The organism is Nocardioides psychrotolerans (assembly GCF_943371775.1).
GTDB classification, from domain to species: Bacteria; Actinomycetota; Actinomycetes; order Propionibacteriales; family Nocardioidaceae; genus Nocardioides; species Nocardioides psychrotolerans_A.
The window spans coordinates 1-14,536 of the sequence record NZ_CALRWD010000021.1 but is presented as its reverse complement, the minus strand read 5'-3'; the positions used below and the strand labels follow the sequence as shown (position 1 = coordinate 14,536).

Annotated in this window: 11 protein-coding genes; 4 read left to right on the top strand and 7 right to left on the bottom strand. The window is 72.4% G+C overall.

Annotated elements, in window-relative coordinates:
- Positions 1-70: 70 nt before the first annotated feature.
- The gene (locus tag AAG827_RS08225; protein ID WP_341925429.1) at positions 71-679 is read left to right on the top strand and encodes a hypothetical protein; all 609 of its coding nucleotides are present in this window, start codon (positions 71-73) and stop codon (positions 677-679) included.
- Positions 680-745: 66 nt separating this feature from the next.
- Positions 746-1,573 (top strand): patatin-like phospholipase family protein, encoded by an 828-nt coding sequence (locus tag AAG827_RS08220; protein ID WP_341925428.1) that lies wholly within the window; start codon positions 746-748, stop codon positions 1,571-1,573.
- A gap of 4 nt (positions 1,574-1,577) precedes the next feature.
- On the opposite strand, the gene AAG827_RS08215 is transcribed toward AAG827_RS08220, so the two are convergent.
- Together AAG827_RS08215 and AAG827_RS08210 are read right to left on the bottom strand one after the other, a co-directional pair.
- A complete protein-coding gene (locus tag AAG827_RS08215) occupies positions 1,578-3,287 on the bottom strand; it encodes a hypothetical protein (protein ID WP_341925427.1) in 1,710 nt (569 codons plus the stop codon).
- A gap of 425 nt (positions 3,288-3,712) precedes the next feature.
- Entirely contained in the window at positions 3,713-5,581 is a 1,869-nt protein-coding gene (locus AAG827_RS08210; RefSeq protein ID WP_341925426.1) for a GMC family oxidoreductase N-terminal domain-containing protein, read from the bottom strand.
- A gap of 141 nt (positions 5,582-5,722) precedes the next feature.
- Between AAG827_RS08210 and AAG827_RS08205 the strand changes: the two genes are divergently transcribed.
- Together AAG827_RS08205 and AAG827_RS08200 are read left to right on the top strand one after the other, a co-directional pair.
- Positions 5,723-6,055, top strand: coding sequence for a metalloregulator ArsR/SmtB family transcription factor (locus AAG827_RS08205; protein WP_341925425.1), 333 nt, complete (start codon positions 5,723-5,725; stop codon positions 6,053-6,055).
- Positions 6,052-7,722 (top strand): SulP family inorganic anion transporter, encoded by a 1,671-nt coding sequence (locus AAG827_RS08200; protein ID WP_341925423.1) that lies wholly within the window; start codon positions 6,052-6,054, stop codon positions 7,720-7,722. Before AAG827_RS08205 ends, AAG827_RS08200 begins: the two co-directional genes overlap by 4 nt.
- 3 nt (positions 7,723-7,725) lie before the next feature.
- Here AAG827_RS08200 and serA read toward each other — a convergent pair whose 3' ends face one another.
- The 5 genes from serA to AAG827_RS08175 all read right to left on the bottom strand — a co-directional run.
- Positions 7,726-8,919, bottom strand: coding sequence for a phosphoglycerate dehydrogenase (gene serA, locus AAG827_RS08195; RefSeq protein ID WP_341925422.1), 1,194 nt, complete (start codon positions 8,917-8,919; stop codon positions 7,726-7,728).
- 100 nt (positions 8,920-9,019) lie between these two features.
- A complete protein-coding gene (locus AAG827_RS08190) occupies positions 9,020-10,003 on the bottom strand; it encodes an ABC transporter substrate-binding protein (protein ID WP_341925421.1) in 984 nt (327 codons plus the stop codon).
- A complete protein-coding gene (locus AAG827_RS08185) occupies positions 10,000-12,111 on the bottom strand; it encodes an ABC transporter permease subunit (protein WP_341925420.1) in 2,112 nt (703 codons plus the stop codon). The genes AAG827_RS08190 and AAG827_RS08185 overlap by 4 nt, the downstream gene beginning before the upstream one ends.
- Complete coding sequence (locus tag AAG827_RS08180) at positions 12,096-13,157, bottom strand: glycine betaine/L-proline ABC transporter ATP-binding protein (RefSeq protein ID WP_341925419.1); 1,062 nt, start codon at positions 13,155-13,157, stop codon at positions 12,096-12,098. Before AAG827_RS08180 ends, AAG827_RS08185 begins: the two co-directional genes overlap by 16 nt.
- A gap of 100 nt (positions 13,158-13,257) precedes the next feature.
- The coding region (locus tag AAG827_RS08175) for an NAD(P)-binding protein (RefSeq protein ID WP_341925418.1) at positions 13,258-14,536 on the bottom strand (1,279 nt) is incomplete at its 5' end.

The following is a 14,536-nucleotide window of genomic DNA, read 5'->3' as shown; positions in this document are numbered from 1 at the left end:
CGATCGGTCAGGCTTCGCGATTTTCCCCAACATAGGGGATGCGGGTCCGGTAACTTGCTCCGCTGTGATGGTGATCCACCGACCCCGGAAGCGACCGCTCTCGCGCTACCAGCGCGACGCGCGGATCGGCTACGGCGCCCTGGGGGTCAGTGCCGTCGCCTTCGTGATGGTGCTGGTCGCCTCGTTCGTGGTCATCAAGGTGGCACCCGACCTCGACCTCGGCGTGCCGTCGGCCCTGGCGCCGGCCCAGGCGATCGTGAAGCACCCCGCGCTGACCCCGGTCGCCGCGCGCACGTCCCCGGGCCAGGACGACGACCGACCGGAGGCGGACCCGGCCGTCGTCCCGGCCGCGACCGACGACCAGGCTCCCGCGACGCCCGGTGTCACCGACCCGGGCCCGGTCGACCCCGTGGAACCCGGCCCGGTGGACCCCGAGCCGATCGACCCTGAGCCGGTCGATCCCGGGCCGGTCGACCCCGGACCGGGGCCCGACCGCCCCGGCCCCGCGTCAGCCCTGGTGGACCCCGTCGTCGAGGGCCTCACCGGGACGCTCGACCAGGTCACGGGCGGGGCCACGCAGCCCGTCACCGGCCCGGTGGGCGGACTGACCGACGACGTCACCGACGCCGTCGACGGTCTCGTCGGCGGCCTGGCCGGCGGCTTGCTCGGCACCCCCTGACCCTCAGGTAGGCGCCCTCCCCGCCGATGGAGTCCTCACGGACACACCGGAGACGGGGAGGCATCCATGAGGCACCACGACGTCCCGCGAGCAGCGGGACAGACAGCGACCGCCGTCCCGCTTGCCCCGCTCCCCCCGCTCCGCCCGTTCGCGATGGTCTACGGCGGGGGTGGCGTCTTCGGGATCAGCTACACCGCCGGCGTCGCCGCCGGGCTGGCCGCAGCTGGCGTGCCGGTGGCCACGGCGCCCGCCCTGGGCACCTCGGCCGGGTCGTGGACGGCGTCGGCGATGGCGCTGGGCCTGACCTACGACGACCTGGCCGCGCTGGAGGTGCCGTCCCTGCCGACGCGGCGGCCCGGCGTCCTCGCTGACATCGCACGTGAGGCCTTCGGCGAGGCCCGACACCCCCTGGTGTCGGCCTCGGCCCTGTGCCTGCGCACCGCCCGCCGCCACATCCTCGACGGCGGCGGCCACGCCCTCGCCGACCTGGTCGCCGCCTCGTCGGCCGTGCCGGGGCTGCTGCCACCGCACCGCGTCGACGGCCGGCTCTACGTCGACGGCGGGATGTGGTCCGCCACCTCCGTCGACGCCGCCTCCCGCGCGGCCCACGTCATCGTGGTGGCACCGCTGTCGGGCGTCGTCCTCGGCCCCCTGGGACGCACGACGGGCTTCCTGCTGGAGCGCGAGCTGCGGCGCCGGCGGGTGCGCCACCCCGAGAGCGAGACCACGCTGATCCGTCCCTCGCGTGACATGGCGCGGATTGCCGGCATCCTGCCCACCGGCCTGTTCGACAAGGCGCGGGCGACCGACCTCTATCCCGTGGCCTTCGAGCAGGGGCTGCGACGCGGGCACCTGCTGATGGGCACGACCGCCGCGGCCCGGCCCGCCGCCTGATGGGTCAGCCGCCCGGCACCGGCCCCGGCTCGCCCCCGGGCAGGCCCACGTCCACCCGGTCGGAGAGGCTGCACGTGGCGTCGACCTCGCACACGAGCGTGGCGTAACCGGTCTGGAGACCGGAGGTCACGTCGACGTACTGCAGGCGCACGGAGACCGGCTTGAGGGGCACCGAGACCGGCGTGCTGAAGCGGTTGAAGGTCGGGGCGTTCTCCACACCGCCCGAGGTGCCGAGCTGGTCGACCACCGTCCAGGTGACCTGGTCACCGTCGGTGTTCCAGATGACCCAGGGACCGGCGGTCTCGTGGAGGTGGCCGATGCTCACCGTGCCGGGCAGCTGGTCGGGGATCCCGTCCTCGACCGGCGTGGTCAGGCTGGGGGGCAGCTCACGCACGGCGTCGAGGTCATCGATGCCGAGGAAGCCGGCCGCGGCGTCGGGCTGGTGCAGCAGCACCACGGACGGGTCGTCACCCACGGCCTCGCGCAGCTGGGCGCCGAGCTCCTCCTCGCTGATGCCGGCGGTGTTCTCCACCAGCGCGCCGAAGAGCGCCTTGTGCTCCCGGTCGTGGGCTCCCGCGACGCGCAGGTCGCCGACGTCGACGGAGTCGAGGTCGGGGGTCTCCATCCCCGCGTCCTCCATCTGCTGCCAGGTGGCCTCCGTGTCGTGGTCGCCGGCGACCGCGACCACCGGCAGGTCGCCTGCGGCCCGAGCCTCGTCCTCCACGAAGGCCTTCTCGGCCACGGTGCCGTTGGAGGTGATGTCGCCGGAGATGGTGCGGACGGTGACCGCGTCAGGTCCCAGGTAGGTCAGGAGGTCGGCGTAGATCGCGGACCGCGCCCGGGTGCCGACGAGGCTGCCCTGCGGGTCGCCCTCGGCGAGCACCAACGTCTCGCCCTCCCGGGGTCGCAGCGCCTCACCGCGGACCTCGAGCGTCGCGGCGAAGCTCTCCTGCGCCTCGGCGACGTAGGCCGCGCCCCGCTGCTCGATGCGCTGGGTGTTCTTCTCGATGAAGGGCTGCACCTGGCGGGCGACCTCGAGGGTCTCGGGGCTGTCGAAGCTGAGCCGGTCCACCCCGGGGAGCCTCAGGTCACCCGTCACCGGCTTGCTGCCCTCCCAGGCGTCGAAGCGCAGCACGGCGGCACCGGCCGAGAGCCCGGTGGCCGCCACGGCCAGCACGCCCACGACCACGACGGTGCCGGTGCGCGAGGCGCGGCGCAGCCGCTGCCACGGGACGATCAGGAGCAGCACCCCGCCGCCGAGCAGCCCGGCGACGAGCTCACCCTTGACGATCTCGTCCCGGAGCGTCGCCGAGAGCTGGGCGGCGTAGGCGTCGACGACCACGTCGGGGTCGTTGATCAGGGCGACGTTGGTGCTGATGAAGCGGCTGTCGGCGTAGGACGCCAGCGTCCCGCCCGCCTCGGGCGGCCCGGTGACGCGCGCCTGGGCGCCGATGCCGAAGGGGCCGGTCTCGCGCCAGTAGACCTTCCCGAAGATGCCGGTGTCGAGGGTCGAGCGCCCGTTGCGGGTGAGGGAGACCTCGACCGGCAGGGTGCCCAACCGGTCGTCGAAGCGGGTGGCCTCGACAGCGCGGACCACGACGACGGGAGCGGCGCCGATCGCCACGACGAGGCAGCACGCCGTGTAGTGCCCGAGGAACCGGCCCCAGCGGCGCCACGGCACGCGGCGCAGGAGGTCACGTCGCAGGCTGGGCATGCGGTCGACGCTACAAGGGGCGCGTGGGCGTCTCGCGACACGGTCTCGTCACAGATGACCAACTCGATCTTCGTGCACCTCGGACCCGCGCGCAGCGACGTCTCGGCACCCGACAGGTGGGCACCCGTGGTGCACTACGCCACCCAGATGCAGGCGGTGTGGTGGGCCTGGCAGGCGGCGCACGGTCGCACGCAGCACCCCCGCCTTCGCCTGCTGCTCGGCGCCGGACTCGCGCCCCTGCACCACGAGCTGGTCGACACCTGGCACCCACCCCGAAGGAGGCACCAGCATGACCGCCGCTCCCGCTGTGGCGGATGGGGCAGTACGCCGTCAGCGAGACCGGGGTCCTCCGGCGGGCTGCGCCCAGGTCTGCGTCGTGGTGCACCCGCCGGCCCGAGGCCGGAGGCCGGCGGGTGCGCGACGCGTCAGCCGACCATCGAGGTCAGCGTGAGCTGGTGGTCGCCGGCGATCATCTCGGCGGCCCGCTCGCCGATCATGATCGTGGCCGCGTTGGTGTTGCCACTGACCACCGTCGGCATGACGCTCGCGTCGGCCACGCGCAGCCCGGCCACGCCCATGACGCGCAGCTCGGCGTCGACCACGCTGCCCATCCGGCACGTCGAGGTCTCGTGGTAGACCGTGAGCGCGTAGTGGCGCGCCAGGTCCTCCAGCAACGCGTCGCTCGGCGCCTCGCCCGTCGTGTGTCCGTGGGCCTGCGCCAGCGCCGGCGGCACCATCAGGGGGCCGATGCCCGCGCCCGGCCAGTTGTCCACGATTTCCAGCGCCCGCCGCATCACCGCGACCATGACCCTCACGTCGTGCGGGTCGTCGAGGTAGTTGAGGTCGATGCGGGGGGCGTCGGCCACGTCGGCGCTCACCAGGCGCACCTCGCCCTCCGAGTGCGGCTGCACCGGGTTGGGCAGGACCACGACGGTCTCGGCGTCAGCAGACAGTGCGGTGTCGGGGTCGGCGAAGTAGTCAGCCGGCTCGACGCGGAAGAGGTGGCGCCAGATGTCGGGCGTGTAGCCGCATGCCAGCAGGCCGATCTGCGCGTCGTGGGTGTGCTCGTCGCCGAGCCCGGTGGAGAAGAACGCGACCGCGTCGTAGAACGACGAGGAGGCCAGGCCCTTGCCGGTGGTCGCCCACTCCGTCACACGTCGCTCCGCCTCGGCCTTGAGGGCAGCCAGCTCCGGCGGCAGGCCCGCGTCGTCGGCCGGGTCGGCGGGCAGCGGCCCCGCGGGCGCGCGCAGCGCGTCGGGACCCAGCGAGATGGCGATCTCGGTCATCGTGAGCGCCACCCCCGGCGCCGGGAAGGCCAGCGGCACGTGCAGGTGGTCCTTGAGGTGCTTGCCGACGTGGGGGTTGTCGAGCAGGCACTCGACGCCCACCTCGGCCAGCTCCGCGCTCGGACCGATCCCGGAGAGCAGCAGCAGCTGTGGCGACCCGATCGCACCGGCACTGACCACGACCTCACGGTCGGCGCGGATGGTCGTCGTACGCCCGTCCGAGCGGTAGCGGACGCCCGTGGCGCGCAGGCCGCCGCCGTCGGGCTCGAGCAGCACCTGCTCGACCTGGGCGTGCGTGATGATCGTGAGGTTGGGCCGGTCCAGGGCCGGCTCGAGGAAGGCATGGTACGTCGACGAGCGCTTGCCCTCGCGCGTCGTGGTCTGGAAGAGCGAGGCGCACCCCGTGGGGCCGCCACGGTCGCGACCGTTGTAGTCGCCCATCGGGATGCCGGTCGCCTCCGCGGCCTCGACGAACTGCTCGGCGGCGACCGTGCGCGGTGAGCGCACGGAGACCCCGAGCGGGCCGCCCACGCCGTGGGCCTCGTCGTCGATGACCACGCCGTCGGGCGGCTCAGGAGCAGCCAGGTCCTCGCTCTTCAGGAAGTAGGGCAGCACGTCGTCGTAGGACCAGCCCTTGCCGCCGTCGGCGGCCCAGCCGTCGAAGTCACCGGGGTGGCCGCGCACGTAGGCCATGTAGTTGAGACCCGACGAGCCACCGAGCATCTTGCCGCGCGGCACCATCATCCGACCGTCGGTGAGGCCCTTGCCGGCCCCACCGGGGTCCCCGGTGTACATCCAGTCGACCTCGGGGTCGAGCTGGAGCGACGCGACGGCGGCCGGCATCGCCTCGTGGGGCGGCGGGGTCCCGCCGGCTTCCACCAGGGCGACCCGCACCGACGGGTCCTCGGTCAGCCGGGCGGCGATGACCGCTCCCGCGGACCCGCCCCCGACGATGATCACGTCGAAGCGATCCGTGCTGCTCTCGGACGGGGTCGTGGCATCAGGCATGGACGGCACCTCTCAGATCGGTTGGTGTGACGGCGGCCACACGAGAGTCCCTCACCGAGGTTGGTCAACGGCTGCTCGGTCGACCGGGGCCTGCCGAACCCAATACATGAAGACTTCTTCACTTCGTGTAGTCTTCATCTCATGACGGTGCCGCTCTACCAGGCCAAGGCCGAGTTCTTCAAGACGCTCGGCCACCCGGCGAGGATCCGGATCCTCGAGCTCCTCACGGAGCGCGACCACGCCGTCCACGAGCTGCTGGAGCTGATCGCGATCGAGCCGAGCAACCTCTCCCAGCAGCTCGCCGTGCTGCGCCGCACGTCGTTGGTGGTCTCGCGGCGCGAGGGCGGCGAGGTCGTCTACTCCGTCAGCGTCCCCGAGGTGCGCGACCTGCTCCTCGCGGCGCGGAGCATCCTGTCCGGGATCATCGCCGCACAGGGCGAGCTGGGCGACGAACTCTCCGTCCGCCGGGCATGAGGAGGGCCGGCCTCGCGGCCCTGGCCCGGACCCGCCAGCTGCTGCCCCGACGGGCCGACTGGAGCCACGGCCGACCACTGCGCGACCTGGTCGCCGGCGTCATGGTCGGCCTCGTCGCCCTCCCCCTCGCGCTCGGCTTCGGCGTCAGCTCCGGCATGGGCGCCACCGCCGGCCTGGTGACCGCGATCGTGGCCGGCGCGGTCGCCGCGGTCTTCGGCGGCAGCCGCTTCCAGGTGAGCGGACCGACCGGCGCCATGACCGTCGTCCTGGTGCCGATCGTCGCGAGCCACGGACCCGACGGGGTGCTGGTCGTCGGTCTGCTGGCGGGGCTCCTCCTGGTCGGTCTCGGGGCCGCCGGCGCCGGACGCTTCATCCGCTACGTGCCGGTGCCCGTTGTGGAGGGCTTCACGCTGGGGATCGCGGCGATCATCGCCCTGCAGCAGCTGCCCGGGGCCCTCGGGGTCGACGTGCGCGCCGAGAAGGTGCTGGTCCTCTCCTGGCGCGCGCTCACCGCCTTCGCGAGCGACCCCCAGTGGGTGCCGCTGGCGATCACCGTCGGCGTGATCGCCCTGGTCCTCGCCCTGTCCCGAAGGCTGCCCCTGGTCCCCGGATCGCTGGTCGCCGTGGTCGTCGCGACGGTCGCGACCTCGGCCCTCGGGTGGGACACGGCGACCATCGGCCACGTCCCCTCCAGCCTGCCGAGCCCGTCACTCCCCCGGATCCCCTGGGGCGACCTGGACGCGTTGCTGCTGGCCGCCGTGGCCGTCGCCGCACTGGCCGCCCTGGAGAGCCTGCTGTCCGCCACGGTCGCCGATGCCATGAGCGTCGGTCAGCGCCACGACCCCGACCGGGAGCTCGCCGGGCAGGGCCTGGCCAACCTGGTCGCCCCGCTCTTCGGCGGTATCCCCGCGACCGCAGCCATCGCCCGGACGGCCGTCAACGTCCGCTCGGGCGCCACGACCAGGCTCGCTGCGCTGACGCACGCCCTGGTGCTGCTCGTCATCGTGCTGGTCGCCGCTCGCTGGGTCGGCGAGATCCCCCGTGCGGCGCTCGCCGGGGTGCTGGTGGCGACCGCGATCCAGATGGTGCGCGTCTCCAGCACCGCCGCCCTCCTGCGCTCGACACGCGGAGACGCCGCGGTGCTGGCGATCACCACAGTGGCGACCATCGCCTTCGACCTGGTGACCGCGGTCCTGGTCGGGCTCGTGCTGGCCGGGTTCTTCGCCGTGCGAGAGACCGCCCGGTCGGCGCGGCTCGAGGAGGTGCCGCTCGAGGACACCGATCACGTCGACGAGGAGCTGGCCCTCCTGGACGAGCACATCGTCGCCTACCGGCTCGACGGACCGCTCTTCTTCGCCGCCGCCCACGACTTCCTGCTGGAGCTGACCGACGTGACCCGGGTGCGCGTGGTCGTGCTCCGCATGTCCCGCGTCACCGCCATCGACGCGACCGGCGCCCACGTCCTCGCCGACACCATCAGCCGGCTCGAGGGGCGCCACGTCACGGTCCTGCTCTCCGGCGTCCGGCCCGAGCACGAGCAGGTGCTGCGCGAGCTCGGCGTCCACGACCGGCTCGCCCATCGCCGACACCTGTTCACCAGCACGCCGGACGCGATCGCCCACGCCCGCGAGCACGCCGCGAGGGTCGCGCACCCGGTCGATGGCTGAGGACTACCAGGTGCGCGCCCACAGGCAGTGCTCGGAGGCCAGGAGCTGCTCCATCGCGTGGCCGGACAACGGGGCGGACGCGTCGGTGACGACATAGCCCAGCGCGTCCCGGGTGGACAGCTGCTGCCCGACCACGTTGTCGCCGTCGGCGGCGAAGAGCGCGTTGAAGCCGGCGAGCACCCCGGGGACGTTGTGGTGCAGGAAGCCCAGGCGGTGGCCCGCGTTGAGCGGTGGGGTCGCGACGGCCGGCAGGTTGACCGAGAGCGCCGTGCTGCCTTCGAGCGCGAAGCCCGTGAGCTTGCCGGCCACGAACCAGCCGATCTCTGCCTGCGCCTCCTGCGTGGAGCCCCCGATGTGGGGCGTGAGGATGACGTTGTCGAGCCCGCGCAGGACGGACTCGAAGGTGTCGCCCTGCACCTTCGGCTCCACCGGGAAGACGTCCAGCGCGGCGCCGGCGATGTGGCCCGAGACCAGGTGGTCGCGCAGGGACTCGTTGTCGACCACCATGCCGCGCGAGGCGTTGATGAACATGGACCGCGGCTTCATCATCGCGAACTCACGGGCGCCGAAGAAGCCCGCGTTGCCGGGCCGCCCGTCGACGTGCAGGGTGACCACGTCGGAGATCTCGAGGAGCTCGTCCAGCGAGCGCATCCTGCGGGCGTTGCCGTGCGCCGGCCGGTCGGCGGTGTCGAAGAAGACCACCCGCATGCCCATCGCCTCGGCGAGCGTCGAGAGCTGGGTGCCGATGTTGCCGTAGCCGACGATGCCGATCGTCCGGCCGCGCACCTCGTGGCTGCCCTGCGCCGACTTGTCCCACACCCCGTCGTGCATGCGGAGGGTCTTCTCCGGCAGTCGCCGCGCGAGCGCGATGATCTCGCCGATGACCAGCTCGACCACGCTGCGGGTGTTGGAGTAGGGCGCGTTGAAGACCCCGACACCGCGGGCCGAGGCCGCGGCGAGGTCGACCTGGTTGGTCCCGATGCAGAAGCAGCCGATCGCCAGGAGGTCCGGTGCCGCCTCGATCACGCGAGACGTCACCGTGGTGTTGGAGCGGATCCCCAGCAGGCTCACACCGTCGAGCGAGTCGATCAGCTCCGGCTCCGAGAGCGCGCCGGAGCGCAGGTCGACGTCGTAGCCCCTGCTCTCGAGCACCTCGACCGCCGAGGGGTGGATGTTCTCCAGAACCAAAGCCTTCATGAGGCAACCGTAGAGGCAGCGACACCGGGGCCCGCAACTCCCGCCGGAGCGTCCATCAGCCGGTCGTCATCCAGGGGCCGGGACCTACCGGAGCGCGAGGTCACGGCATCCAGGCCGCGACCTTGTCGGGGTTCTCCTCGACCCACCTGGCTGCCGCGTCCTCGGCGGACATGCCGTCCACAGCGATGTACTTGGCGACGAGGTTCTGGTCGTCGTTGGTCCACTGGAAGTTCTTGACCAGGTCGACGGCCGGGCTGCCGGACTCCGCGAACTCGGTGGAGACGACCTTCTTGAGCTCGGTCTCGGGGTAGTCGCAGGCGACGGCCTGGGCGTCGTCCTGGCATCCGTCGGAGAACGCCGGGAGGTCCACCTTGACCAGCGGCACCTCGGAGAAGAACCACTGCGGCTCGTAGAAGTAGCCGAGGAGGGGGGTCCTGTTCTCCTCCGCCTTCTCGAAGGCGGCGATCGAGGCGGCCTCGCTCCCCGAGAACACGACCTGGAAGTCGAGGCCGAGGTTGGCCACGATCGCCTGGTCGAACTGGACGTAGGACGGGTCGGCCCCGAGGAACTGTCCCTTGCCGCCCGACTCCGGCGTCTCGAACAGGTCGGCGTAGTCGTTGAGGTTCTCCCAGTCCGTGATGTCGGGGTACTCCTCGGCCATCCACGGCGCGACGTACCAGCCGATGATCCCGACATTGCCGGTCGGACCCAGCTCCATGGCGCTGCCGTCACCGCCCTGGTCCTCGAAGTAGAGCTTCTCGAGGTCCGGGTGGCCCCAGTCCTCGATCACGACGTCCACCTCGCCGGTGCCGAAGCCCTGCCAGGAGACCTCCTCCTTGAGGTCCTTGTAGTTCACCGTGCAGCCGAGCTCGGTCTCGGCCAGGTGACCGACCACGTAGGCGTCGGCCTCGAAGCCGACCCACGGGTTCACGGCCATGTCGAGCTCGCCGCAGTCGCCTGCCTCGGCGGCCTGCGCCTCGTTCTCCTGCTCCGCCGCCGCTATCTCACCCCCACCGCACGCGCTCAGGACGAGCGCGAGGGTGGCGAGGGACCCGGCGACGGGGCTGATCTTCTGCAGCTTCACAGGTGTACTTCCTTCTTTCGGGGGGAGCGGTCACGTCGACGTAGATCGGGGTGGGGGCGGTCGGGGCGGGTGCGGGCTCCGGGCGCGGGCCCGGCGGCGCCCCGGGCCACCCGGTCCACCATGATCCCGAGGAGCACGATCGCGATGCCGGCGGCGACGCCCTTGCCGAAGAACTCACCGCGCGAGAAGCCGAGGACGGCGTCATAGCCGAGCGCGCCGCCTCCGACCAGGCCGCCGATCACGACCATGGACAGCACGAAGAGCAGCCCCTGGTTGGCAGCCAGGACCAGGTGCCCGCGCGCCATCGGCAGCTGCACCTTGGTGATGAGCTGCCACGGCGTCGATCCGGCGGCCGTGGCCGCCTCCACGGTGGTCACGGGGACCTGCCCGACGCCGTCGGCCACGAGCTTGGTCGTGACCGGCACGGCATAGACGAACGCAGCAACGATCGCGGTGAACCGGCCGGGTCCGAAGAGCGCCAGCACCGGGATGAGGTAGACGAACGACGGCATCACCTGGGCGGCGTCCAGCAGCGGTCGGAGCAGCCGGTCGACGATCCGGCGCCGCGCCATCCAGACACCCAGCACGAGGGCCACGAGCATCACGAAGAGCGTGGCCACGAGGACGCTGGTGAGCGTGACCATGGCGTCGTACCAGAGGTCGGTGGCGTAGATGCCGGTCAGGCAGACCAGGCTGCTGAGCAGCCCTCGCCATCCGGCGAGCAGCTGGGAGATCGCCAGCAGAGCCAACCCGGTGACGAACCACGGCGAGCCGGCGACGACGTCCTGGAGCGGGTTGATGAGGACCGTCGTCACGCTCTCCTGGACCCCGGTGGTCAGGACGGAGAAGTGCGACGTCGTCCAGTCGGTGGCCGACTGGACCGCGTCGGCGACCTTCGGGCCGACCTCGGTGTCCGGGAACTCGGCGAACGAGAAGTAGGTGCGCGACACGTGGACAGCGACCAGTGCCGCAGCGCCTGCCCCCGCGAGGACGAGTCGGTCGGCCCGGCGGTTGCCGCCACCGCCCCGGGCGACCCGCTCGCTGCGCAGGCTGGCGGCGGTGGTCACCCGGTCGAGCATGATCGCGATGAGCACGATCGACGCGCCCGCGACGAACGCCACCCCCACCTGGTTGGGGCCTGCGGTCAGCGCGCGGAGCACGGGCCTGCCGAGCCCGGGACCGTTGACGAAGCCCGCGACCACCGACATCGACAGTGCCGCCATCATCGTCTGGTTGACGCCGACGATGATCGACGGCCTCGCCATCGGGAGCTGGACCTTGACCAGCCGCTGCCACCCGGTCTGCCCGAGCGAGGTCGTCGCCTCGAGGGTGGTCGCGGACACGCCGCGGAGGGCGTGCGCGGAGATCCGCACGGCCGGCGGCAGTGCGTAGAGGACGGTGACCGCCACGGCGATGGCCGGCCCGAGGCTGAAGAACAGGGCCATGGGCGCCAGGTAGACGAAGGCGGGAAAGGTCTGGAGGACGTCGAGGACCGGTGTGACGACCGCGTCGACCCGGCGACTGGCGCTCATCCACACGGCCAGCGGCAGGCCGAGGACCAGGCACACCGCGACCGCGAAGAAGGTGATGACCAGGGTGTCCATGCCGTCGGACCAGAGACCGAGGAGCCCGATCGCTGCCAGCGCCGCCATGGTCCCCAGGGCGTGGCGCCACCCGGCGACCGCCAGGCTCACCCAGCCCGCGATGCCGAGCACCCCGAGCCATCCGACCTGCGGAGCGGGCCGCGGGAGGTCCGGCGTGGAGACGAGTCCCTGGAGGTGCTCGACGATCCCGTTGAAGGCGTCGGACAGCGCGCCGACCACCTGCATCAGCACGTTGGTGTCGCGGCCCGCGATCAGGTCGGTCTTCAGGTCGGTGAAGCGGTCGTGGACGTCGGTGGTCCCCTGCCCCGGCAGGTAGAGCACCGCCCTGCCGTCGCCGATCCGCGACGCCACCCACCAGATCACGACGATCCCGAGCAGCCAGGCCCACCGACGCGCCGCGCGCTGCGGGCGCCGAGCGAGCGGTCGCGGCGCCTCGTCGCCACCCCCCGACGCCGGGGAGACCCGAGCGTGCTCGGTCGTCGCCGCCGTCACCGCGCCTGCCACGACGTCGCGCCGGGACCCGGCTCCTCGGACACGAGCACCCGCAGGACCGCCTCGTCGTCGACGATGCCCACGAGCGACCCGTCGTCGACCACCTGGACGGGGTGGGCCGAGGCCAGGGCCGCCCGGGCTGCGTGCCGCACGGTCGTGTCGACCGACATCACCGGCCCCTCGAGGGAGTCCTCCGGAGTGGGATCGCGCATGACGTAGGCCAGGGTCAGCACGTGCGAGCGGGGCACGTCGCTGACGAAGTCGCGGACGTAGTCGTCGACCGGGCGGGCGACCACCTCGGCCGGAGTGCCGACCTGGACCACCTCACCGTCGCGCATGATCAGGATCCGGTCCCCGAGGGTCAGGGCCTCCTGGAGGTCGTGGGTGACGAAGACCATCGTCTTGCGCAGCTCCGCCTGGAGCCGCACTACCTCGCGCTGCATGTCACGACGGATCAGCGGGTCGAGCGCGGAGAACGGCTCGTCGAGCAGCAGGATCGCCGGGTCGTTGGCCAGCGCCCGGGCGAGACCGACCCGCTGCTGCATGCCCCCGGACAGCTGGTCCGGATAGGCGTCGGCGTAGCCGGTGAGCCCCACCAGGTCGAGCAGGTCCCCCGCCTGCTGGCGACGCTCCGCCCTCTTGACCCCGCGGACCTCCAGCCCGTAGGCCACGTTGTCGATCACCTGCCGGTGCGGCAGCAGACCGAAGTGCTGGAAGACCATCGACACCGTGTGACGACGCAGCTCGCGCAGCTGGGACTCCGACGCCCGGGTCACGTCCTCGCCGTCGATGGTGACCTGACCGGACGTGGGCTCGATGAGCCGGGCCAGGCAGCGCACCAACGTCGACTTCCCGGACCCCGAGAGACCCATGACCACGAACACCTCGCCCGGGGCGACGTCGAAGGACACGTCCTTGACGGCGCTCACGCAGCCGGTCCTGGCCTTCAGCTCGGCGCGGGAGAGATCGGCGTCGGGCGTGCCGATCACCCGGTCGGCACGGTCACCGAAGATCTTCCACAGACCCTCGACCTGCAGCGCGTGACGTGACTCGCGCATGGTGTCTCCTCGGGGGTCGCCGTCGCGGCCGGCGTGCGGGGGGTCCCCAGGGGGGATGAGCGGTGAGCCACACCATACCCGCAGTACGACGCGCGGCCCGCTAGACCTCCTCGGGGCTCATGGCGATCGCCCCAGCCGGGCACTCCTCGGCACAGAGACCGCAGCCCTTGCAGTAGTCCAGGTCGATGGCGTAGGGCTGCCCGGGCATCCCGAGCTTGACGACCGCGTTGTCGGGGCAGACCGCGAAGCAGTTGTCGCACGAGAAGCAGCTGCCGCACGACAGGCACCGGCGGGCCTCGAGGAGCGCGTCGTCGCCGTCCAGGCCCTGCACCACCTCGTCGAAGGTGGACCCACGACGCACCGTCTCCAGCCGGGGTCGGTGGGTGCGGTCGGCGTCGGAGAAGTACCACGTGTTCAGGGCTGCGAACTCCGCCAGCTGCCGGTCCGCCGGACGGTCGGGCTCGCGACCGGCGAGCCAGGCATCGATCGCGCCGGCCGCGCGGCGCCCGTGGCCGACGCCGACCGTCACCGAGCGGACGTCGGGCACCATGTCGCCACCGGCGAAGACACCCGGACAGCCGGTCATCAGCTGGTCGTCGACGCGCACCACACCGTCGTCCACCACGACGCCGGGCACATCCGTGAGGAACCCCAGGTCGGCCTCCTGGCCGAGGGCCAGCACGAGTGCGTCGGCAGCCAGCTGCACGACCTCACCGGTCGGCTGCGGGAAGCCGGTGTCGTCCAGCTCCATCCGCTCGAGCGTCAACGCGCCCTCGTCGACCTGGGTGACGGTCGAGAGCCAGGTGAAGACCACCCCCTCCTCCTCCGCCTCGCGGACCTCGGACTCGTGGGCGGGCATCTGGTCGCGGGTGCGTCGGTAGACCACCACGGCGTCGTCGGCACCCAGCCGCTTGGCCGTGCGGGCAGCGTCCAGCGCGGTGTTGCCGCCGCCGTAGACCGCGACCCGCCGGCCCAGCAGCGGCCGCTCCCCCTCCTCCAGGCCGTGCAGCATCGTCACGGCGTCGACCACCCGGGCGGCCGAGCCAGCGGGCAGGTAGGTGCGTCGGCCCAGTTGGGCACCGACGGCGAGGAAGGCGGCATCGAAGGCACCCTCGCGCATGGTCGCTGCCAGGTCGGTCACGGTGGTGCCGAACCGGACCTCGACCCCGAGGTCGACGATGCGCGCCACCTCGGCGTCGAGGACGTCACGCGGGAGGCGGTAGGCGGGGATGCCATAGCGCATCATGCCGCCGGCCTGGTGACCCGAGTCCACGACCACGACCTCGTGACCGGCGCGCACCAGGTGGTAGGCCGCCGAGAGTCCGCTCGGCCCCGCCCCCACGACCAGGACGCGCGAGCCCGACGCCGGCACGTCGACG